At 55.5% G+C, this 21,821-nt stretch carries 16 protein-coding genes and 1 tRNA gene; 7 read left to right on the top strand and 10 right to left on the bottom strand.

All coding sequences use genetic code 11. The features are described from left to right. Window positions 1–39: 39 nt before the first annotated feature. A complete protein-coding gene (locus tag SH421x_RS17320; protein WP_488850831.1) occupies window positions 40–1,998 on the bottom strand; it encodes a vWA domain-containing protein in 1,959 nt (652 codons plus the stop codon). Window positions 1,999–2,184: 186 nt separating this feature from the next. Between SH421x_RS17320 and SH421x_RS17315 the strand changes: the two genes are divergently transcribed. Beyond that, window positions 2,185–3,759, top strand: coding sequence for a LysM peptidoglycan-binding domain-containing protein (locus tag SH421x_RS17315; protein ID WP_488850829.1), 1,575 nt, complete (start codon window positions 2,185–2,187; stop codon window positions 3,757–3,759). Here SH421x_RS17315 and SH421x_RS17310 read toward each other — a convergent pair. Then, window positions 3,748–4,707: an ornithine cyclodeaminase family protein gene (locus SH421x_RS17310; RefSeq protein WP_488850827.1), complete on the bottom strand. Its 960-nt coding sequence runs from the start codon at window positions 4,705–4,707 to the stop codon at window positions 3,748–3,750. The genes SH421x_RS17315 and SH421x_RS17310 overlap by 12 nt on opposite strands. A 31-nt stretch (window positions 4,708–4,738) precedes the next feature. Further along, entirely contained in the window at window positions 4,739–6,265 is a 1,527-nt protein-coding gene (gene xylB, locus SH421x_RS17305; protein WP_488850825.1) for a xylulokinase, read from the bottom strand. A gap of 227 nt (window positions 6,266–6,492) precedes the next feature. Between xylB and SH421x_RS17300 the strand changes: the two genes are divergently transcribed. The 3 genes from SH421x_RS17300 to SH421x_RS17290 all read left to right on the top strand — a co-directional run bounded on the left by SH421x_RS17300 (window position 6,493) and on the right by SH421x_RS17290 (window position 9,180). Next, window positions 6,493–7,905 (top strand): extracellular solute-binding protein, encoded by a 1,413-nt coding sequence (locus tag SH421x_RS17300; RefSeq protein ID WP_488850823.1) that lies wholly within the window; start codon window positions 6,493–6,495, stop codon window positions 7,903–7,905. 128 nt (window positions 7,906–8,033) lie between these two features. Next, window positions 8,034–8,106 (top strand) — tRNA-Ala (locus tag SH421x_RS17295). Window positions 8,107–8,418: 312 nt separating this feature from the next. Then, a complete protein-coding gene (locus SH421x_RS17290) occupies window positions 8,419–9,180 on the top strand; it encodes a hypothetical protein (protein WP_488850822.1) in 762 nt (253 codons plus the stop codon). A 38-nt stretch (window positions 9,181–9,218) separates the two neighbouring features. Here the strand turns inward: SH421x_RS17290 and SH421x_RS17285 are convergent, their stop codons facing one another. Next, window positions 9,219–9,902, bottom strand: a complete 684-nt coding sequence (locus tag SH421x_RS17285; protein ID WP_488850821.1) for a hypothetical protein — start codon at window positions 9,900–9,902, stop codon at window positions 9,219–9,221. A 937-nt stretch (window positions 9,903–10,839) separates the two neighbouring features. On the opposite strand from SH421x_RS17285, the gene SH421x_RS17280 reads away from it, so the two are divergent. After that, entirely contained in the window at window positions 10,840–11,376 is a 537-nt protein-coding gene (locus SH421x_RS17280) for a hypothetical protein (protein ID WP_488850819.1), read from the top strand. Window positions 11,377–11,483: 107 nt separating this feature from the next. Here the strand turns inward: SH421x_RS17280 and SH421x_RS17275 are convergent, their stop codons facing one another. From SH421x_RS17275 to SH421x_RS17250, 6 genes are all read right to left on the bottom strand, one after another. Beyond that, window positions 11,484–14,105 carry a sodium:solute symporter family protein gene (locus SH421x_RS17275; protein ID WP_488850818.1) on the bottom strand — a complete coding sequence of 874 codons (2,622 nt, stop codon included), beginning with the start codon at window positions 14,103–14,105 and terminating at the stop codon, window positions 11,484–11,486. 149 nt (window positions 14,106–14,254) lie between these two features. After that, window positions 14,255–14,710, bottom strand: a complete 456-nt coding sequence (locus tag SH421x_RS17270; protein ID WP_488850816.1) for a hypothetical protein — start codon at window positions 14,708–14,710, stop codon at window positions 14,255–14,257. 106 nt (window positions 14,711–14,816) lie between these two features. Continuing rightward, complete coding sequence (locus tag SH421x_RS17265; RefSeq protein ID WP_488850814.1) at window positions 14,817–15,698, bottom strand: DUF1559 family PulG-like putative transporter; 882 nt, start codon at window positions 15,696–15,698, stop codon at window positions 14,817–14,819. Window positions 15,699–16,067: 369 nt separating this feature from the next. Then, window positions 16,068–17,996 carry a glycoside hydrolase family 97 protein gene (locus SH421x_RS17260; protein WP_488850813.1) on the bottom strand — a complete coding sequence of 643 codons (1,929 nt, stop codon included), beginning with the start codon at window positions 17,994–17,996 and terminating at the stop codon, window positions 16,068–16,070. A gap of 85 nt (window positions 17,997–18,081) precedes the next feature. Beyond that, entirely contained in the window at window positions 18,082–18,558 is a 477-nt protein-coding gene (locus SH421x_RS17255; RefSeq protein WP_488850811.1) for a transthyretin-like family protein, read from the bottom strand. Between the two features lie 43 nt (window positions 18,559–18,601). Continuing rightward, complete coding sequence (locus SH421x_RS17250) at window positions 18,602–19,606, bottom strand: DUF1559 family PulG-like putative transporter (RefSeq protein ID WP_488850810.1); 1,005 nt, start codon at window positions 19,604–19,606, stop codon at window positions 18,602–18,604. A gap of 509 nt (window positions 19,607–20,115) precedes the next feature. Between SH421x_RS17250 and SH421x_RS17245 the strand changes: the two genes are divergently transcribed. Together SH421x_RS17245 and SH421x_RS17240 are read left to right on the top strand one after the other, a co-directional pair. Further along, on the top strand, window positions 20,116–21,282 hold the full coding sequence (locus tag SH421x_RS17245; RefSeq protein ID WP_488850808.1) for a DNA-binding transcriptional regulator: 1,167 nt from the start codon (window positions 20,116–20,118) through the stop codon (window positions 21,280–21,282). Window positions 21,283–21,337: 55 nt separating this feature from the next. Next, entirely contained in the window at window positions 21,338–21,799 is a 462-nt protein-coding gene (locus SH421x_RS17240) for a GNAT family N-acetyltransferase (RefSeq protein ID WP_488850806.1), read from the top strand. The last annotated feature ends 22 nt before the right edge of the window (window positions 21,800–21,821 follow it).

Genomic DNA, 21,821 nt, shown 5'->3' with positions numbered 1-21,821 from the left:
ACGAGGGGGGATCGATCGAGATTCGTGCTTCGTCGATTACTACAACTTGGGGATCGGCGTCGGTGGTGGCGCCGGGCCCTTGCCGCGTAGTTGTGGAAAGCGGGTCGTATCGAAGAACGAGGGAACCAGCGCGATGCCGAACCCGCGGTCGAGTTCCCACTTGGCGCGGGACGCCCAGGGAGTGCCGGGATGTTCGGCGATGATTTCGGTTAGCAGCTCGCTTGAATGTTCAATGTCGCTGCGTGTGATCGCTTCTGCCGAGAGTCTTTTGACCGTGTCGAGGCTCCAACCTCGAAATTCGTGCATCCTTGTAGGAGGCGGTGGAATCGCCGGCGGATTTTTGACAAACTCGGTTAGGTACGCCCCATATTCATAGGCGCGGACGCGATAGGCCAGCAACTGGGCATGCAGCAGATCGTAATTGGCTTGCTGCCGCGTGCTGGGAGATGCGTCCCGCAGCGGTTGCGCCTTTTCGATCGCGCTAATCGCTTTGTCTAGATAGTCGATGTAGGTCAACATCTTCGCTTGTTCCATTCGAACTTGCGTTGTCAGTTGCGACCAATCTTTGGAGAAGTAGCGGCGGATCTCAATCACGTTGGCGACCGATTCGTCGTACGGGTTCAGGTCGTAGATCACTTTCGAGATCACCCCTTGCAGCGGATCTTGCATCGCGTCCCGCATCTGGTCTTTACGCGAGCGAAGGTCAGGGCGATACGGCTCCATCGCCGCGACTTCATAGCGGCGGTCGTTCAATTCGTTGAGGTTCGATTCTTCGCCGGGCAGCATAAAGAAGATGCCGCCTGTCTCTTTGGCTAGGCGGACTTGCTCGTAGGGACCAAAGCCGCTGGGCATTGCATCGCGTCGAATCCCAAAGCCATCAGTCTGAAGTTGTTCGATCAGCGCGGTCTCGGGGCCGCGATCGATCGGCAGCAGATGAATGTTGCCGTTCTGCGGATCTTCCCAGCGAACTTGAGCTTCGGGATAGCCGAACATCGCTTCGCGTCCTAAGACATAAACGCGGCTTTCGGCTCGGCGCGCCGCTTGGATGGCGTCTTCCAGATAGCGCTGGTTGTTGTCGGCGTTGCCGCTTTCGTCCGTGACCAAGATGACTGCTAGTTGTCGTTTGGCGATCTGGGCGTAGCGGCGGTGACGATTGATCACTTCGACAATCGATTGGCACATCAGCTCTTGGCCGCTGGGATCGACCGGAACTTCGGCGATCGCCTCGTCGATTGCGGTACGATCGCTGGTGGGCGTACGCGTATGTAGATGAAAGCTGGAACCAAAACTGGCGACGCCGGTGGTCAAAGCTTCGTCTTTTGAGACGCCCACGATCCCCAACTCGTCATAGACGCGCCCGATTCGAACGCGAATTTTGTCTTGGTCATCCTTCATACTGCCCGATTGATCGAACAGCCAAACGACGACGACCTCACCCTTGTCGAGCATCCAGACCAGCTCTTGGGTAATGCGGTCCATCGCCTCGTTGTAGTCGCCCACGACGGCGCTGACCGCACCTTGCGTTCCGACCGGCAGCTCTTGCATCAGCGCGTCATTGGGCTGATGGATTATTTGCAAATCAACCTGCGAAACCTGCGGGCCCACCATGTCTTCCAACAACTTTGTTTCTAGCTGAGGCGCTGACAGCGATGCTGGCGCCAAGCCGGCTAGCCCTGCTGCTGAACTCGGCATTTGGGTGATCGACATCTCGGTCGCAAGATGCTGCAGTTCGTCCAGCTCATCTTCCAGCGGTCGATCCAGCGGCTCTTCGATAATATCTTCAAGGATTACCGAATGCGCGGCTCGATCCGGGGTTGGTTCAAAAGTAAGCAGCGCCAGCAAGATCACCAGCGCCATGTGAAAGATCAGCGACGCCAAAAACGAACTGCTGCCCCGGAAGAAATCACCCAGCGTCCCATCCGATTGATCGGGGGCGTAGGCGATTTCTGGCAACGGTGAGCTGGCCGGCAGTCGGATTGGTGAAGAGACCGGTTGCATAGGCAGGTAGTAGGCGTGGGGGGATGGCGATTAGGAAAGTCAAGCTCCGCCATTTCTTATCTTACGGCCAATTGCGGAATTTACCAAAGGATTGTTTCTAACGAATTGATCTAGAAATAGCTGCGCCGATTTGGTAGTGGAAGCGGCTGGATTAGAAGTACTCGACACAAACCGGAGTGGGCCGCAGTGTCTATCGCTCGAAATATATTTGTTCTGGGGCTGATCGCTTGCGTCGGTTACTCGGGCTACATCATTTATCAGAAACATTACAGCGGGGCTGCGCAATCCGCGGAAGTTGCGGAGTTCGACGAAGCTCCGTTGTTTTCGCCTGATTCGTTTCCCAGCTTGGGCAGCAACGCACCGCCGCAACCGCCCACGATTGTGTTGTCGACCAGCGCTGCGCCTACTGAGCCCGCTTCGCCCGCTGAGCTGTCGGTGACGCTACCCAATCCAGCCGCAGGTGCACCTGGGGGAGGATCGCGATTTTCTTCGGCAGCACCCATCACCGCTCCGCCGCTTGTAACCGCGCCAAGTTTGCCGGAGATGACGGCAGCAGATGGAGACGCGGAAGTGCCTGGGGTTGCAGAAGCCAAAGCTCCTCTCGCAGAGGAGCCAGCAGTCGCTACGCCGCAACTGTTGGCCGAAGCCGAGCAAGCGTTGGTCGATGGCCAATCACTGCGCGCTTATCGCGTGCTCTCGTTAGCAGTACAGCGCGATGACTTAAGTAGAGAAGCACGAGCCCAAGCTTTTGCCCAGCTAGAGCCGCTTGCCGACAAAATTGTCTTTGCGCCCCACAAGCATTTGGCGCTGCCGGCTGTCACCATCAAATCAGGCATGACTCTTGAACAAATTGCCAACGAGCATCAGATTCCGGTGTCGCTGCTTCGGACCATGAATGGACTGGAAGCCGACCAACAACCAGAACTGGGAGACGCATTCAAAGTAATCGAAGGGCCACTGACGCTACAACTGCGAGCCGACCGTAATGAGCTTACGCTATGGGCCGGCAAAGGGTTCGCGCGCCGCTATGAGTGGAATGAACTGCCGACCGCACTGCAAAACGGGCGGAGCAAAATTAGCCGCAGCGTTACCGATGAATCGACGACGTTGATGCTGGCCGATGTGGCGATCTACAACAGCGCCGCCGAAACGAGCGCAGACACTTGGAAGCAACTGGCGGCTTGGCTGGATGCAGAAACGACGATGATCGTCTCCGGCGTACCGCAAGTCACCGTTGCCGAAGTCGCCGCGAAACCGGTTGCCGATGCAAAAGTGGTTTCGGCCGAAATGCCGGCCGCGGAGCCGATCTTGCCGGAAGTAGGGACTTCTCTAGAGTCGCGAGCTGCAGTCGATGCGCTGCGAGTCGAAGTTTTTTCCCCCTCCAAGCCGATCGCCGTCGGGGCTGGCGCTAATTTTGGTTTGCGGATCATTAATCTTAGTGATAAGCCGGCGCCTGACGTTTCGGCTAATATCTTTTTCTCCGAAGGTTTAGACCCGGTCAAAGTCGGCGGCGCCGAAGGACGATTAGCGGCTGGTCAGGCAGCTTTTCGCCCGCTGACGATCGCTCCGCGGGGACATGTTGACCTGCAAGTTTTGGCGACCGTCAACGCGAATGGTCGCCAGATTTATCGCGTAGAAGTGCGCTGCGAAGCGTGGGAAACGCAGCTGGTTTCGGAGGTCGCCGTATCGACGCTCAATCAAGCGCCGGAGCCGCCGAAGCTGGAACTGACCGAGATGCCGTCAGAACCCTCAAAGCGGTAGCGAGACGCCGAGGCCAGGGTTGGTGATGGCCCGTTGATAGAACTTTTCGGCCAACGCGATATCTTCGATCGCTAGGCCGACTGATTTAAAAATCACCACGCTCTCTTTATTGTTGCGACCGACCGCGGTACTGGCCAGTACTGCGCCGAGTTCGACCGGCTTATCCCAGTCGAACACTCCTTTCTCTTGGGCCGCGACAAAGTCGCCTGCTTCTAGCTGGCAGGCCGGTATCGAATCGCAAACGATATTGTCAGCGATCCGAATTGCGTCCACGTCTAGCTCCGACTTTTGCAGCCAGTTGCTTCCCATCGCGCAGACCAATGCCCCTTCGGCCAACAGCGTCCCATCAAACACCGGCGTCTTGCTGGCGGTCGCCGTAATGATCAGCGGCAAGTCTTCGACCGCTTCGCGCGGGGCGTGCACCGGAATGACCTCGATCTGCAGTTCTTCACTCATTCGCGCGGCGAAGGATCTCCGCCGCACTTCGTCACGCGAGTAAACGTAGGCCCGCGAGAGCGGGTGCACCGCTTTGATCGCGGCCAGTTGCGACTCGGCCTGCCAACCGGCGCCAAACAGGCCGATCTGCGTGATCGGCCCCGGCGCCAAATAACGCGCCGCGACGCCGGTGACCGCGCCGGTCCGCATTTGCCCCAAGCGATCGGCCTCGATCAGCGCTTTCATCTTGCCTGTTTCGCAGTCGTACAGACCGACATGAAAGCGGGCGCCCGACTTGGTGGTCGCATATTGTTTCCAGCCAGAGACATTCAAGTATCCGGCGGTAGCGCTCATCGAATGCAGGACAAAGCCAGGGGCTCGCGAACGTTGGCGCGGTACATTCTCGGCGCCGCCGATTGCGAGTTGCCTAAGACATTCGTCCACCACCTCGACGGCAGTGGTCATGTCCAGAAGCTGATTGACTTCCGATTCACGATAAAAACGAGGGGTCATCTTCGGCTCTCCTAAGCTGAGTTAGCCAAGCCTATTGGCTTAGCTCGGCAATTCGCTGAAAGTCTTGCTTCAGCGATTGATATAGTCCTTGATATACCGGAAACGCCTCGTTGTAAATCTTGGCCGTTTTGCGATCGACGGCGGTTTCGTGGACCACCTGGATCGTAGCGGCACAAGCTTCCTGAATATTTTTGTAAGCGCCGGCGCCGGTTGCCGCCAACAGCGCAACGCCGTAGGCGGGGCCTTGCTCGGCGTTGATGGTGACCACTTTCTTGCCGAAAACGTCGGCCTGAATCTGTCGCCACAGCGCACTTTTGGCGCCGCCGCCGCCGGCTCGAATCTGTCGCACCGGAACTCCTAGTTCTGAAATAATCTCCAGACTGTCACGCAGCGAGTAGGCGACCCCCTCCATGATCGAGCGAGTCAGATGGGCCCGCGTGTGACGCAGCGTGAGTCCAATAAAGCAGCCGCGCGCGTTGGGATCGGCATGCGGAGTTCGCTCGCCGGCAAGATACGGCAGTGTGAACAGCCCTTCGCTGCCTGGCGAGATCTCTTGCGCCTCGGCGTTGAGCACCGAGTAAGGATCTTGCTTGCCGCGACCTGACTTGAGGTCGGCACAAAGCTGTTGGACAAACCACTCGAGTGTGCCTGCGGCGCAGAGGGTGACTCCCATCATGTGCCACTTGCCGCGCACCGCGTGGCAAAACGTGTGGAGCCGCCCCGCGGGATCAATGGCGACTTCATCACTATGCACAAACATCACGCCGGAGGTTCCCAGTGAACTGGCCAAGGTTCCTTGCTTGACGATGCCGTTGCCGACTGCGTTGGCGGCGCAATCACCGGCGCCGCCGACAACCACACAATCGGTCGTCAACCCAAGCAACTTGGCCGCTTCGGCCGTCAGCTTGCCAGTCACTTCTTCGGACTCATACACGGTGCCGAGCAGCGATTCGTCGAGTTCTAGTTTCGAGAGTAACGGCTTCGACCAGGCCCGTTTGGCGACGTCCAACAGCAACATTCCGCTGGCGTCACTCACTTCGGTCGCGTACTCGCCGGTCAATCGCCGTCGCACATCATCTTTGGGCAGCAGAACTTTGGCCAAACGGGCATAATTGCGAGGCTCGTTGTTTCGCAGCCAAAGAATTTTTGGCGCCGTAAATCCGGTCAGCGCTGGATTGGCGACCATCTTGATTAGCTTGGCGCGTCCGCCGGCGCGCTCTTCGATCTCGGCGCATTCTTTGGCCGTCCGCTGATCATTCCAGAGCAGAGCAGGGCGAATCACTTGATCCTGTTTGTCCAAAAAGACCGACCCATGCATTTGGCCCGACAACCCAATTGCTTTGACTTCGCCGGGTCGCGCTTTGGCTTCTTTGACAACTCGGCGCACGGTTTTGACCACGGCGCTCCACCAATCGTCTGGGTCCTGTTCGCTCCACATCGGTTTGGGGTGAGAGAGAGGATAGGTGGCGCTGGCTTCGGCGAGGATCTCGCCTCCTTCGCGGATAGCGATGGTCTTGGTGCCGGAAGTGCCGATATCAATTCCCAAATAAATGCTCACAGGAATTCCTTAGCGTGCGGGGCGTTGTTGCGATGATTCTGGATCGCCTATTGTGGCCCATTTTTCGCTTGTCACCAACGGCGCCAGCAAGTTTTCTTTTTCGTGAAGTTCACCGAAAATTGGGCCCCTGCGCCGCGTTGACCGAGATTAACCCTTTGACCCACGGGGAACTGCGCGACTACATTGCAGTTTGGACTATTCAAGCTCTTCTCTGAATTGTGCGCCCTATGAGTCGCTTCTGTTATTTGGCTTTGCTACTTTTGACACTAGTCGGCACGCTCGGCTGTCCGCAGCCCAAACCGCCGGTGGTGGAAGAAAAACGACCCTCCGGCCCCTTCAAACTGCTGGTACTGGATGATCCTCCGTTGGCCGAAGCGATCGAGCGGGAATGGAAAGCTCGCGAAGAACGCCCGTTAGAGCTGACGCAAGCGACCTGGGCCGAACAGCAGCAGAGCGACAAAATCGACGCGGACGCCGTGATCTATCCGCCAGCGCTATTGGGCGAAATGATGCGCCGCAAATGGATCCAGTCGATCTCCCAGCCATTGCTGGTCAACGAAGCGCTGGCGCAGGACGATATTTTTCCGGCGGTGCTGCGGTTTGAATTGCAATGGAAAAACGAATTGGTCGCGGTTCCCTTTGGTTCGCCCACCTTTGTCCTGATGTACCGCCCCGAAGTTCTGGAAGAGTTAGAGCTGGCGCCGCCTGAGACTTGGAGCGAATATCAGAGCTGCGTCGAGCGAATCGCCACGAGCCGATTTTGCACCGGCGATACCAAGACCTTCGCTACTGCGACCTTAGAACCGTTGGCCGCTGACTGGCGCGGCAAGTTGTTTCTCGCGCGCTCAGCCGCCTACGCAAAAAACCCCAGCAACTATGCGGTGCTGTTGGGGCTTTCAGCTGGCGAAGCGCTGATTGGGCAGCCTTCGTTTGTGCAAGCCGCCGCAGAGCTAAATCACATCGCAGAGACGATTCCGCCCGAGCTGAGATCTTTATCACCGGCCGCGGTGGGCGAGCAATTTTTGGCCGGCAAATCGGTGTTGGCGATTGGTTGGTTGCCGCGTAAAGCGCCCAGTGGGGTCGCGAAGATCGATTTTACGCCTGACTTTGCGCCGATTCCCGGCGCGATCGGCTATTGGAATCAGCTGACCGGCGAGTGGGAGCAGCGTCGTGGAGAACGGACGGCGGTCGTGCCGTTTTTGACCGTCAGCGGTCGGATTGGTTCGGTATCCGCCAGCAGTCGCAACGGCCGCGATGCAGCGCTGGGACTGATTTTGCTCTCGGCTGCTGAATCGGCGCCGCAAGTTTCACCTGCCAGCGAAGCGACGACCGTCTATCGCAATTCCAATCTCTCTGGCGTCACGCAGTGGGTCAACGGCTTGGTCTCGTCGGACACCGCCAGCGAATACGGAGCAGCGCTGGCGATTGAATTGAGCTCTAACGAAGCGATCACCATGAACCTGCTCGGGGCGGATCAATATCTCCAAGTCTTAAATGACAGCATCGGCGCCATTTTGAACGACCAGGCCGACCCCAAAACAACCCTCGAAAAAGCGGCCCAAGATTGGGACGCAATCACCGACAAGCTAGGTCGCCCAGAACAAATCAAAGCCAATTCAGCCAGCCTGGGCATCCGATAACCGCAGATTTGCCGAGCATGACGATTGTCCCACGTGTCAGGCGCGAACCCCACAGCAAGATCCCCCGTCCAACCACCGTGGGACCTAGACAGCCAAACGCCGACCCACTAAAATCCTGCAATAAGTTTGGGGCTGTAGCTCAGCTGGGAGAGCGCTGCGTTCGCAATGCAGAGGTCGTGAGTTCGAATCTCATCAGCTCCATCGCTAAACTCTTTGTTTTCAAGGGTTTAGGCTAAGTCCTTCGGTGACGACCGCAAAGCGGTTTGATACTGATTCGGCGATAATCTAAGATCGTTGGTACCAGAAATCGGTACCAACGATCTTTTTTTATGGAGTCGCCGCAATGGGGATGATTCATCAAAGCCGATAAAAGCTCTCGTGGATGAAGGACGGTAGGTCAAGCGAATGACTGACGAGAGTAAATCGACTCGATTGCAAAGGCTATATAGGTGGTCGTCTGAGAATCCGCACTTAGTGCTAATCCCGATGCTTTCCCTCTGCGGCGTCGCTCTCATGTTCTATCAATGGTGGTTGACGCCGCGATTGATTTACGACGCTCACGTATCTGGCGGATACACTCCGGAGCAAGCGATTGAATTGCGAGGCGTCTATGGCGATATGTTCGGATCAACGAACGCCCTCTTCTCTGGCGTTGCGATGGTAGCCGCGATCTCGGCGATTATTCTTCAAGTCTTTGAGTTCCGCTCCCAGCGTGAAGAGCTAGAGCTACAGCGGAAAGAGATGATCGACGCCAATGCTACGAGCAAGGAGCGGTTCGATCTCGATACCAGGGTCTACGAATACAATCGTCGTCTTCGGCTTCAAGAGCTAATTAGATATTACGAAGACCCGAAACTATCCGTTGTGAGTTCGCTTGGCATTCTGGGCCGTTGGCAAAATGGAGACGTGGATGTGCAGGAGGTTGCTTATCTGTTCTCAAATAGTGCCGCCTTCTCAGAACGCCACGCAAGGAACGCTACTGATTTCGACAGCATTACGGGTTTTGCTACTGGATATGTACGAGATTTTGAAGAACTTAGGCGGCGTGTTGATGAGGCCAAAGGGCTAATGGATCTGATGAGATTCTTGCAGGAACTCGCCATTTTTCAGCCAAATAGGGCAGAGTTTCAAATCTGGCAATCGATGTTTCGGCGATATGCGACTGACTTTCGAGGATTTGCCAACGGCGTAATAAAAGGCGATTCAATTAAGCCGCCAAGTTGGCCCGCCGCCGTTCTTGAACTTTGTGAGCGATACGACAAGATCGGACGATAGGCGACTTTGTCACGCATCCGATCTCGATAACGATCGCTTCAATCCTTTTTTGTAGTGGCGGGATGGTTGCGATCGTTTTCGGATGTTTTTTCTTTTTCGATGATGCCGGGAAAGAATCTCTGTCGAAATTCCGTGTGTACTTTCGAAATGCTCCAAGGCTTCATGGAGGCGGAATTGGATTCAGTTCCCGCTCGAAAAATCGTGGTCATCAACCCATTGGCTGTAATAGCATCTCCATTCCAGCCAAGATGAGGTGCCACGCTGGATAGTCGCTCTGCGTCGTTGTCTTTACTGTTGTTCGAGGTCCACGAGAAGTGGGCGGCGATCTTGTCGCGAAACGATAGTACTTCTGGCATTACAGTTCGGACGTATTCAGGCGGTTTAGGGCGTCTACTGTCTTGCTGGTACGCAATTGCTCCAACGAGTCGAGCGTAATTGCAAGCCGAAACCGAATACCAGTGAAAGAAGCATGTCAGCATCGCGATCTGCGGTCCGACTAGTCCAGGAATCCGTCCGTACATTACCGTCCTGATATTGGGGCCTTGGGGTTCGAGTTCCTTTTGGACGATTGCTTCAAACTGAAGAACTTGGTGGTAGATGGATTCCAGGCCATGAGCTAAGCACATAAGAGCCCAATACTCGTTTCTCGGTTCGTCGAAAGGTTTCCCCGGTACGGTAATTCTGTCGATGAAGTCTAAGGTGGTTTCTGTTTTGTCATTCATTCAAGACGATCTCCATTCGTCATTTTGACCATGGAATTCCGAAAAAGGTTCGCGTTGCGGACTCTAGCTCTAAATCTTGGAAGGAATGCTGGCGAAAGAAGCAAGTCCCTTCCATGTCTCCGCGTCAGCATGATACATCGTTGCGACCGCTCCCGCGATGTTTCCGCATGCTTCAAATAGATGCCTTGTAGACTCATTTCGGACAATCGGATCGAGGCGAAGCTTCTCTAACGTCTTTCGGCTTGCCGTGAAATGCAGCCACGCTACCCGCTGGCTGTCCTCCTCGTCAAACGCGATCCCCTCGATTGTCCCGATAAGCGAGATTCGAGGCTTTCGCTTGAAGGGGTCTCCCTTAGGGAATCCCGCTCGTTGACTATGGTAAAAAGCGAGTCCGTCTCCGGAATTTGGTCGTAGCCCCTTGCGATGGATCTTTCCCCAAACGTCACTTTTGATATCGAGCGTCTCCTCTCCCTCTGAGAATCCTTCGGTCATGCTGGCGTAAAATGCGTCGATTTCGCCCCAATTCGTCTCAACTTCGTTTGCCAGCGAATACAACCAGCCGACTCCGGTCCTTCCAAACATGATCGAATCTCCTGTAGACGGTCGGTCGAAGAGAGCGGCATACTATCCGCAGTTATACCGCCCCTCATTATGCGAACAGTTTTCAACGGGTTCTACCATGAAGGATTGGCAACGAATACGACAGGCGAGAACCGACCTCACGGATTACGTCATTCACTTTACGAAGCTCCGTAGCAATCCGAACGACGTTAGGTTTCCCGCCTATGTTTTCGCCGACATTCTATCCGAGGGACGTATCCGACCTACGTTCGCTCCAATCAAAAGCAAGACAACAAATGTCGTTAACAGTACGGTTCGCGGTCCTTATCCCGCTGTTTGCTTGACGGAGCAACCGCTTTCCGCTGTCGTCGACTCTATGCGTTCCTCCGGAATCAGGTACTCCGGGTATGGGATTGCCTATCACAAATGGGCGTTGTCGATGGTAGGCGGTAATCCGGTTCTCTATGGAGGCTCGCGGATCATCGGCAAGCGGATCAAGCAGGGAGAACCGGGCTACGAATCGGGAAAGGATATCTATTCGGGAGGTTTGCCTCTGGAGCTTCAATACTTGTGGGTTCAGTACAAGCCCGCCTCTCCCAACGAATCGGGCTACCCAATTGATTTTACTTGGGAGCGAGAATGGCGAGTCCGCTACGACAGCATCTTTCACGGACTACCTGTTTACCTGGAGAGATACGAGTACGCATTCACTCCAGAGATGCCTGTCGGAGCATTGATCGTAGAGTGGGATATCGAATTGCCCGCAATTCGACAGCATCTCGCGGGGCTCTCTCAATGCGGTCACTCATGGGCTGCAAAGCTTACTCGTATCATCTCCCTAGAAACGGTTCGGAGAAAGCTCGGGGAGGGAGACCTTCGCTACGCTCGAATCGAATCATGGCCCGAAAGCTAAAGGAAAATTACGATGCAGTCGAGCGGACCGCGTAACAAAAAGTGTTTCGGCGGCGCGTAAAATTCTTTGAATTTTTTGCGGCGCAGCACGCAATCAGGCAGTTGCCCTTAAATCTTAGCTATTTCGCCATTGAAGTCAGTCTCTTGCTGACCGCTCGGCTGTTGCTCAAGCGTATGGATCGTTAGCCCGGTCAGGTCTTTGGTTTCGCTGCCTGTGAGGAGACTGGTAAGGTAGCCAACGGCGACGCAGACGGTGATTCCGATCGCGGTGTAGATATAGCCGTTGATGCGACCGTCGAGCCAGACACCGCACATGACTCCGGCCCCGGCGAGGGCTCCGGTCATTGCTCCTAGTCCGGTTGCGCGCCGGGTCAGTGCGCCCAGGACGAAGAGCCCTCCCAAGACGCCCATGAACAGGCCGATCACCATTAGGAATGTTTCAAATAAAGAGCGAATGCCGGGGTCGACAAAGGCTAGGCCAAGCAGCGTCCCTGCGATGCCGATCAGCAGCGTCAGCAGCCGAGCCGCACGCAGATAGCCAGGTTCTGTCGAGCAAAAACCGATCGGCCGCAGCAAGTCGGTAACGATCGAAGTGGAAGTCGAGTTCATGCTGGTCGAGACGGTCGATTGCGCTGCGGCGAAGATGCCTGCGACGATCAGGCCTGACAGTCCAATCGGCATCTCGGTGGCGATGAACCACGGGAAAATCTGATCGGTGGTAATGGTGGGCGCAAGTCGCTCGGGATGAGATTGATAAAACGCAAACAGTGCCGAGCCGATCCCGAAGAACAGAATCGTCGCCGGGATCGTCAACAAGGCGCTGGTCCAGATCGAACGTGCGGCGAGCTTCGGCGAAGCGGTCGTCATGTAACGCTGCACCACTGCTTGATCCGCCGTGTACGACGAGATGTTCTGCGCGAAGGCGCCAACGATGATGACCCATAACGCAATTCTGGCGTTGCTGGGATCGGCGTGGAAATTGGCGACCGCAAATTTGTGATTGAGCTGCGCGGTGGTCAGAAAGCCTGAAAAACCGTTGTCGACGTCCGAAATCAATAAGCAAAACGCGACCAACGCTCCACCCAGTAAGACCACGGTTTGGATCGTATCGGTCCAAATCACCGCTTCGACACCTCCCATGGTGCAGTACAAGATGCTCAGTACGCCCATCAATAGCACCGATTGACTGGGGGTCAACGGAGTCGCGACCGCCAGCGCCAAGCCGGTAAGCGACATCACCACGGACATGCGGAAGAGGTGAAACACGACAAAGCTGAGACTGCCAAAGACGCGCACGTATTGATTGAATCGCTTCTCCAAATATTCGTAGGCGCTGGTCGCATCAATGCGGCGAAAAAATGGCATGGCCACAAAGACGGCGATCACGGCGACGACCGGGATCATGAAATTGCCAACGGCATAGACCCAGTCTTGGGCGTACGCTTTGGAGGGAATGCCGGTGAAGGTGAGCGAGCTGAGCATGGTTGCAAAAATACTGCAACCAGCGGCCCACCACGGAATGTGCATCCCTCCCCGAAAGTAATCATCCGTGCTCTTGCTGCGATGGGCAAACCAGACGCCGACGCCGACCATCGACAACAGATAAACGATTAGCACTGCATAGTTCACCCAGCCGAATGCTGGAACGCTGGGCGCCGGGAGAATCCTCCAGACTTGCGGAGTTCGGATCCGCGGGCGAATCTCGCCGCTGGCCAGGATGATCGCTCCGTTCCAAAGTACAGGGATGGTAGTGACTTGATTGGCTGGAGTTTCGCCCAGTGAAATCCAGGTATCAGTGATCGTATGGTACGAGAAAGCTTCGCGGGGAAAGCCGGGATGCTTGTCGGCCAATTCGGCGGCCGCATCCCAGAGCGATCCGTCAGCACCACTCAGGACAAAGATATGACTTTGACCAAAGCCAATTCCGGCGCCGGCGGCGATCGGCCGGATCGAACTGGTCCGTTGTCGCCATCGGTTTTGCTGCGGCGAAAATTCCCAAACGTCGCTCAGAAATGTCACCTTACCGGCAACCTCGCAACGTCCGCCGATCACGTAAACGCAATCGTTGAAGCCATTGTGTTGTGCGGCCACAATGTTAAAAGCACGCGCAGTCCCTGGAAACGGCTCAAGTTCTTTCCAGCCGAAGTCTGGGCTGTCGGCGGTCGAAAGATCGAGCGACCAAAAATTGTTTCGCGCCGATTTTAGCTCGTGATTACGCTGGCCGCCTGCGACGTAGATCACATCCCCAATCGCAGTTGCTTGACCATAGGCGCACGGTTCTGGCAATTCTGGTAGATCATCGATGGTGATTTGCTGGCCATCCCAACGCAGCCGCAAGACATTGTTGAGCGTTTGCTTGCCGTTATCGCCGCCGATGCAAACGACGCCGGTGGATGTCGATACGGCGGCGCCATAGGCGATCGGACTCGGCATGCGGCCGGCTTCTCGCCAGGTCAGTTTGTGCTGCAGAGGATCTTCGGCAAGGACGTAGATTGTATCGAGCCATTGCTTTTCGCTATCCCAGGTAGGCGCCGGGAAATTAGCGCCGCCTGCGACGATCAAAGCATTTTGATGGACGCCAACAAAAGGGCCGGCGACTCCGATCGGATTGGGGAGCGGAGGCAACGCCTCCCAGTTTAGGCGTTGCGGCGCCTCTGCTCGCGCGATCCCACAGGCTGCTAGAAAAAATGCAACAACACAGAAAAAGGATAATAAGCGGAGCGCACGCATCGGAACCAGTTTCTTTCGGCGGCGGTTGGTATTGGGGCCAACCACCGCGGGCATTTGGCAGGCACAACAGGTCGGTTCTCAAGCCACACAGAGTCAGATTAAGCCGCCGCAGTACAACCGCAAAACCTGACGATAATTTGAAGATCCGCTCAACGTTTGCCGGTGGATCGGGCGGCGTGATTGGCTGCGTCCACTTGGAAGTCCAGCTCTGAATTATGCGAATCGGGGAAGGTGATTGCGGTCGACCAGCCGGAGAAGATGGAGGTTCCTTCTGGATTGTCTTCGGTGGCTTGGCCATCGTAGCCGGTAATGGTGACGATCTGAGCGCCGCCGATTGTTGCGCGACCGCTGCTGGCGGTGTCATACTTTCCGTCGATGATTTCTGCAAACCCTTGAGGGCCAGAGTTGCCTTGCCGCCCATCAGGCTCGAAGCTGATCCCGCCGCGAGGAACCGGCTTGCCCTCGTTGGTGATTTCTCCATGAGCGTGAAAAACGCGTGGATCATCCCCTTGCTGTCCGCAGCCGATCAACGCGATCAAGCTCATAAGCACAAGCAATTTGAAGCCATCAAATCGGCCGTATCTTTTCACTACTGGCTCAATCATAAAGTTCATACCCAATCAAAGCTCACAACAAAGTCTGGATCGTATCGGTCTGTTGGCTTGCCGCTTTCGATCAGCAAAACGGCAAGCACCTTCGCGCGTTTACCGGCTACGGCAAGGTGGCGACTTCGCCATAGGCGCGAGTTGACAGGGCTCGATAGGTTTCCATATCGATCGTTTCTGCAACGAAGTGAGAGCTTCCGTCGCACGCTTGAAACTGCGCTCCGCCGGGGTGATGGCTGCTGAAGGGAATAAAGGAGAACGAAGAGCCCAGCGTGTTGATCCCATGCTTGATGTATTTGGCCGAGGCGTCGGTTTCGCCGCGGATCCAGCTAGAGCCGTCAAGCTTTTGATCGCCGGTCCCCAGCAGGCCGGTGATCTCTCCGACTTGAAGCGTATTGGAGGTTCCATCTGTGATGTCACGAAACTTGATCGGGGCTCGATTTAAAAACGCGCCAAGTTGGGTGCCTGCGACATCGGGGTAGGTGTTGCCGGCAGGCTGACCAAGGACTTGCCCAGTCCGTGGGCCTTGGTTGCCGTAGTAATGAGAGACATACCCTAGTCGGCCATCGGTCAGCGTGCTGGAGCCGTGCACGACTTGTTCAATCGGACCGCTTGGACAGAGATAGCCGGAGATTCGATTCAGCCCATGCACCAGCTTGTTGGGGCCTTCTTTATTGGCGCCTGCGTTGAATGCGCCGCTGTCGAAATTGAATTGATCGTACAGCGGGCCTTGTTCGATAAACGGCAACACCAGCACATTCCACGAAAGTTGGTTGGTAAGAATGCTGGCCGGTGGAAAGGTCTGAAACGTGTCGTGATAGTTGTGCAGTGCTAGTCCGGTCTGCTTTAAATTGTTGCTGCAACTCATCCGCCGCGCTGCTTCGCGCGCTTGTTGAACCGCCGGCAACAGCAGCGCAATCAGAACCCCAATGATGGCGATCACCACCAAAAGTTCAACCAAAGTGAACCCATGTTTCTTTAACAGCATGACGAAGTTTCCCGGGGATGAAACAGAGTGGATTAGAAAAGCTGAGTAGCGGTGACGGGGGGCGTCGGACCGATGGATGATGTGACATGTGTGTGCGACATGCCCATTTTTCACCAAGCGCAAAGGAATAACAATGTACATTTACAGGAAAAAAATTATCGTTTTCACTACTTGAGGCGCGTGAAAAACTCGACCATGTACTTGGCGAAATACCGGGTACTTGGCGAAATGTTGAAAACGCCGACTGCGCATTTTCAATCAGCGGCTAGAAACGGCTGAGAAAGCCGTGGAAGGTAGAAGAAGTAGGATCGCCCCTGCCTAGCTCAGGGGCGATGATCAGAAATCCGACTGGTTGTAAGCCGTTGTTAGCTAAGGAGCTGCTTTGGCGCCAGCTTTGGTCGGCGTGATCCAGATTGCTTCGCCAGCGTTGGGTGCAAGCTTCAGACTTAGTTTGGTAGCTGCGTTAACCGCTTGATTTTCGATGCGGATCTGGGTCGGCGTCTCAAGGCTCGCGTCGTCGCGGTAGATGCGTGCCTGATAGGTCGTCTGCTGCGCTAAGAAATCGAGCGGCAAGGTCAGCTCTCGCTGCTGGTTGGCGTTGATGGCCCCCACATACCAAACTTGACCGCTGCGGCGCGCGATCACCGCGTACTCGCCGATTTCGCCGTAAATCACTTGGGTCTCGTCCCAGACGGTCGGAACCTTGGCGAAAAATTCGAGTTCTGGAGTGTCAAGAATACGATTGCGTGACGCTTGTCCCTGCTGGCCTGGCGCTAGCGGCCGATCGTACCAATACATAAACTGCCACGGCGAGTAAGTGCAGACAGCTTTGGCAAGCTGCTGCCCATGCGACCAATTCTTATCGACCCGCGAGTCAAAGTAACAGATGGTATGGTCAGCCGCACCAGCTAGATTGCGCGTAAACAGCGTCGTGATCGCCAAGCTGGTGGACGGCGTCGCCTCGTCACCGCGAACCCCTTCCTGCGTCATCAGATTGGGGTACGTTCGCGAGTATCCGGTGGGGCGGTATTCGTCATGAATATCGACCATCAATTGGTGATCGGCGGCTTGGCGAACGGCGTCATGTAGCCATGTGGTCCACTCTTGCGAGCCGGTGTTGACGAAGCCGTATTTGACGCCGGCAATGCCCCATTTTTTGTAGAGCGGCAAGATCTCATCGAGCTGCTTTTCTAAGGCGCGGCGGTTTACATAGACAATAATCCCTACGTCTCGTTGGCGAGCGTATTCGATGATTCCTTGCAAATCGAGCGGCCCGGCCGATCGTTTGGGATCGATCGTGACCGTCGTCGCATCGGACGCATCTTCGTATTCGTGGCCATACCAGCCGGCGTCAAATTCGACGTAACGAAAGTTATTACGCTGAGCGAAGTCGACAGCGAGTTTGGCGCCTGAGGTGGTGAGGGTGACCTCGCGTAGGACTTTACCCGGCTTGATCCAGGAAGTGTCCGCGATAGCGCACGGCTCGTTTAGATTCAGAATCAAGTCGTTCGATTCCAGCAGTTGGCCGGGGCTGTCGGCGATCATGATCACGCGCCAAGGGGTGGTCAGCGGGGTCGCCGCAGTTACCTTGCCGCGCAATTGAGTGACCACAACCGGTTCGCCAGCTTCCGGGGCTTGCAGTCGCATCGCAGCATAGTCGACCAGTTGGGCTTCGGCGATCGCGACGTAGCGCTGGTCACTGACTTGGATTGTCAGAGGACGCTCGACGTTGTCACCTAATTGACTGAGGGGAACCTGATCGTAAGTTCCTTGAGCACTGGTCGTTCGCCAAGCTGGATGATCACTGAGAAAGCGAAACTCCGTCTGCTCGGCTTGAATGGTCAGTTGTTGATTGGAATCGCCGGTTCCTAAGGTCGTGCGGAACGCGACGCCAGAGTCATAACAGCGGAGTTCGACCGAGAAGTCGCATTGGGCCTGCGAATCGTGGTAGTGCAAGGTTTGTGAGTTGTAGTGATCGCGAACAACGCTCCGTTCGCCGTAGACCGGTTTCCAGGTCTCGTCATGACTTTCGGCGGCGCTCGCCGAGACAAATTGCAGGTGATCGCCGAGGATGACCTTGTCGTCTCGGACAAAGGTAATCGCCGAATCGTCAATCAGTAGTTGGCCGTCGACCGAGATGCGATACTGTAACCGGCTCGCCGCTTGGGGATTTTGTAAGTCAATCTGGACTTCGATGCGCCCATCCGGAGATTTCAGCTGATGGGCCAGAGCAGCCGAACTACCAGCGATAATCGAAACAGCACAAATCGAAGCGGCGAGTGATCTTAGCAAGTGCATCGTGAGTTATCTACTTTTCAATGGAGGCATGGGCTTGCTGCGCGGCTGTCTTTGGTCGGTCGCACCGGCGGCGAAACGGGGAGCATTATTCGCTGAGATTCAGCGGACCCAGATCATTTTCGTCGGTGGCCAAAACTTCTACTTTAATCCCGGACTTCGCGAACTTGGCGTATTTCTCGGGCAGGAAGTTTTTTTCACGAATGCCGCCGGGCTCGCGAACTTCGGTCACGACATTGCCGTCACGATCAATCAGTTGCGTTTTTTGAACCGCCACCAGATGCGAGCCTTCGGTTAGACCATCACCTGGATCGAAGGTTTGGGCTGCAAAATAGCCATCGGCGTCGGTCACGGCCGAGCCACCTTTGCCGGCGGGATCAACCGGTTGAAAAGTAACGGTCGCTTCCGAAACTGGCTCGCCGTTCAGCAAGATTTGTCCCGTCGCCCGATAGACCGGCGGACGAGATTCGGTCCACTTGTCGGTCTGCTTGGAACAGCCAGCCGCCAGAGTGATCAAGCCGGCGACAATCAACAGCGTGGTTCTTGAAGCGAAATCGGAATACATCAGAAACAACCTTTCGGGAGAGGAGGCGAAAAGGAGTTGACGGCTAGAGCGAACCGTTGGTTTCGCCGCCGCTCTTCGATCCCAAAGCTCCCCAGACGCCATAAGAGCTGGCTCCGCTGGTGGCTGGCGCTAACGAGAGGTTGCCGGTATCAATGGTTTCAGGAATAAATCGGACCGAGCCATCGGCGAACATCGAAAGCGCTCCGCCAGGGTGACGACTTGCCGCCGAATAGATTCCACTGCTCGTTTGTGAACTACAAGTTGCGCTGTTCGGAGGAAGGATGGTGGTAATCGCACAGTAGCCAGGACGACCATCCTGCCAACGTTGACCATGACAACGAAACTGGGCGATCGGCGTTCCTGAAGTATAGTTTTTGCCCGAGAGATACGCTCGACAAGCCAATGGATTGTTGGTCGATGCCCCGATGGCCCTGCCCAGTTGATTGCTATCCGGAGCGACGATGATTTCGGACATCGTCATGGTGTTGCTCAGCCCATCGGTGATGTCACGAAATTTCGTATAGGTCAGATAGCCAAAGATCCCGCGAATGTTTTGGTCCGGTCGAGACGCATCGAAGCTGATGTTGTAGTTGTCCCCCATCGATAGCCCGTAGTTCAGCGGAGAGTACTCGCCGCTACGATCGGGGCCGACCGGAGAAAGTAGCCCGTCCGAAGGGCAGGCGAAAGCGTCGATTCGCCCGACATAGCCCGAGTTGACGTTGTTGTGCCAGACATGATTGCCGGTAGAAACAATCTGGTCGTAGCGAGCGCCGGCTTCAATGAACGGCAGCAAGTTGACGAAGGCGCTCCAGCGGGGCCCACCGCCGCCGCCGGATAAATCGGTTCCACCCTGACGAGGAGGAAGCGCCAGAAACGTATCGTGATAGTTGTGACAGGCGAGCCCCATTTGCTTCAAGTTGTTAGAGCAACTCATGCGGCGAGCCGCTTCTCGAGCTTGTTGAACGGCGGGGAGCAGAAGGGCGATCAAGACGCCGATGATTGCGATCACCACTAATAACTCAACCAGCGTAAATGCGTTTCGTTTCATCAGTGCATTCCAGCCATAGAATGAAAGGGATAAGGCAACGGAAAGTGTTGGAAGAGCAGGCGTGACGAAAAAAGGAAAACAGATGCTTCGGTCTGCCGACGTGCTTAGTATAGAGAGCGCAGCACCGGGCGACAATTAAAGCTGAGAAACGGAAAAATATAAATTGCAGAGTCAATTGGACGCTAAATAGTAGGGCATTCCGTAGATTTCTAGCGGCTTGCTGCCACCAATCGGAGGTGATGCAATTGTCGTAACCTCCCTGTGGTAAGTATCTTGCGTTATTAGTCTGCTGGCGGATTCGGTTCATTGGGATGAAACCATCTTCCTTCGATAGTGGGGCTTGGGGCGGCCTTGCATTGCAACCTTGGCTGACGAAAATGGGAAATGATATGACGAAAATAGGGAACGATGCTTTCAGGCGTACGCGTAGACAGTGTGGCTAGGTGGCTCGCTGGTATTGTCATGGGGGATGATTCCAGCATTTCTACCGATGGAGTTCTAATCGGCGCATGTTGCAACGCAAGCAAACGGTTCTGTTGCTGATTGAATCCTCTCGTGGTTACGGCAGAGGATGCTTGCGCGGGGTCGCCGATTATTGCCGGATTTACGGCAACTGGCAGGTCATCCATGTCGAACGCACCATGAACGAGCAATTACCTAGCGGCGTTCATCAATGGAAGCTTGATGGAGTGATCTGCCGTGCCGAAATGAGCAGCATTGCGCAGGAGATCGACGGACTGAATGTTCCTACAGTTGACCTGCGGGGAACGCATCTGCCGGCCAACGGCGTTTCGATCGACACCGATCCAGCCGCCTGCGCCTTACAGGCGTTCGAGCATTTCTGGGACAGAGGTCTCCGCGACTTCGCTTATTGCGGATACGGCGGCGTCGATTTTTCGGATGCTCGCGGCAAAGCGTTTCAAGCGATCGCTCAGCAAAGAGGGTGTCGGACTTATTATTTCGCCAGCGTCGCCGACAAGGTCTCTGAGGTCTCACGAGAACTACTCGCAGAGGGGGGCGATTCAGATCTGGTGCAGTGGCTTATGACGTTGCCGGCGCCCTGCGGACTGTTTGCCTGCAACGATGTACGCGGCAGGCAGGTTCTGAGCGCCTGTCTCGAAGCCGGCATTCCTGTGCCAGAGCAGTTGGCTTTGGTGGGAGTCGATAACGACAACGGGATTTGCGACCTGGCCATCCCGACGATGAGCAGCATTGAGCCAGACACGCATCAGATCGGTTTTAAGGGAGCGACCTACTTGGCCGAGTTGATGAACGGTCAATCGGTCGCGTCACGTACCTATGTGCGGCCCAAAGGAGTCATCGTTCGCGCCTCGTCCGATATCGTCGCGATCCCCGATCGAGAAATCGCTTCGATCCTCAATTACATCAGTCGAAATGCGTGTGACGGCTTAAATGTTGACATGATCTGCCAAAAGTTTGGGCTGAGTCGATCCACGTTGGAACGTCGCCTAAAAACTGCGATCGGCAGAAACGCCAAGACCGAAATCGACCGCGTGCGAATCGAACGGGCCAAGCTCTTGCTGCGCGAAACCGATCGAAAATTACTTGCCGTCGCCAATCACGTCTCTTACTCTTCCGCCGCAAAATTTGTCGTCGCGTTTAAGAGAATCACCGGCGTTACGCCGGGAGTGTTTCGAAAGGATTATCACGCATGATGAGCCTGGGCTTAAACTCCAATGTCCTATTTTCGCTCGACCTTGAGATTGCCCGATGATCCGGATCTATCAGCATGGAGATCATGTCGCTATCGCCGAGATCTTTGCCCGAGCGATTCACGAAATTGCCGCCCAGGATTACACCTCCGCACAGCTGTTCGCGTGGTCAGATCGCATGCCGAACGTTGAGCACTGGCGGAAGCGGTGCGAACTAAAACGCCCGTTTGTGTTTGTGATCGAAGAGCAAGTGGCCGGTTTTCTGGAACTAGATCCTGACGGGCACATTGACTGCGCTTATGTTCATCCGAACTATCAGAGAAGAGGAGTCGTGACTCAATTAGTGCAGCACGCTGTGCAAACCTGCTTCGCTCTCAACATCAACCGACTGTATGTCGAAGCGTCGATCTGCGCTCGACCGCTGTTTGAAAAGGTCGGATTCACCCTCCTCCGCGAGAATTTGGTGAATATCAAGGGCGTGGAATTGCTGAATTACAAAATGGAGCTGACAAGAAAGTAGAACGCCTCGCCGCAAGCACAGG

Source organism: Blastopirellula sp. SH421 (assembly GCF_057808535.1).
Note: the sequence above shows the minus strand (reverse complement) of the source record. Positions and strands in the feature narration are given on the sequence as shown.

Coding starts and splice junctions, on each gene's coding strand:
- SH421x_RS17320 (WP_488850831.1), bottom strand. CDS start 1,998: ATGCAACCGGTCTCTTCACCAATCCGACTGCCGGCCAGCTCACCGTTG.
- SH421x_RS17310 (WP_488850827.1), bottom strand. CDS start 4,707: ATGACCCCTCGTTTTTATCGTGAATCGGAAGTCAATCAGCTTCTGGAC.
- SH421x_RS17300 (WP_488850823.1), top strand. CDS start 6,493: ATGAGTCGCTTCTGTTATTTGGCTTTGCTACTTTTGACACTAGTCGGC.
- SH421x_RS17290 (WP_488850822.1), top strand. CDS start 8,419: ATGTTCTATCAATGGTGGTTGACGCCGCGATTGATTTACGACGCTCAC.
- SH421x_RS17285 (WP_488850821.1), bottom strand. CDS start 9,902: ATGAATGACAAAACAGAAACCACCTTAGACTTCATCGACAGAATTACC.
- SH421x_RS17280 (WP_488850819.1), top strand. CDS start 10,840: ATGCGTTCCTCCGGAATCAGGTACTCCGGGTATGGGATTGCCTATCAC.
- SH421x_RS17275 (WP_488850818.1), bottom strand. CDS start 14,105: ATGCGTGCGCTCCGCTTATTATCCTTTTTCTGTGTTGTTGCATTTTTT.
- SH421x_RS17270 (WP_488850816.1), bottom strand. CDS start 14,710: ATGATTGAGCCAGTAGTGAAAAGATACGGCCGATTTGATGGCTTCAAA.
- SH421x_RS17265 (WP_488850814.1), bottom strand. CDS start 15,698: ATGCTGTTAAAGAAACATGGGTTCACTTTGGTTGAACTTTTGGTGGTG.
- SH421x_RS17260 (WP_488850813.1), bottom strand. CDS start 17,996: ATGCACTTGCTAAGATCACTCGCCGCTTCGATTTGTGCTGTTTCGATT.
- SH421x_RS17255 (WP_488850811.1), bottom strand. CDS start 18,558: ATGTATTCCGATTTCGCTTCAAGAACCACGCTGTTGATTGTCGCCGGC.
- SH421x_RS17250 (WP_488850810.1), bottom strand. CDS start 19,606: ATGAAACGAAACGCATTTACGCTGGTTGAGTTATTAGTGGTGATCGCA.
- SH421x_RS17245 (WP_488850808.1), top strand. CDS start 20,116: ATGTTGCAACGCAAGCAAACGGTTCTGTTGCTGATTGAATCCTCTCGT.
- SH421x_RS17240 (WP_488850806.1), top strand. CDS start 21,338: ATGATCCGGATCTATCAGCATGGAGATCATGTCGCTATCGCCGAGATC.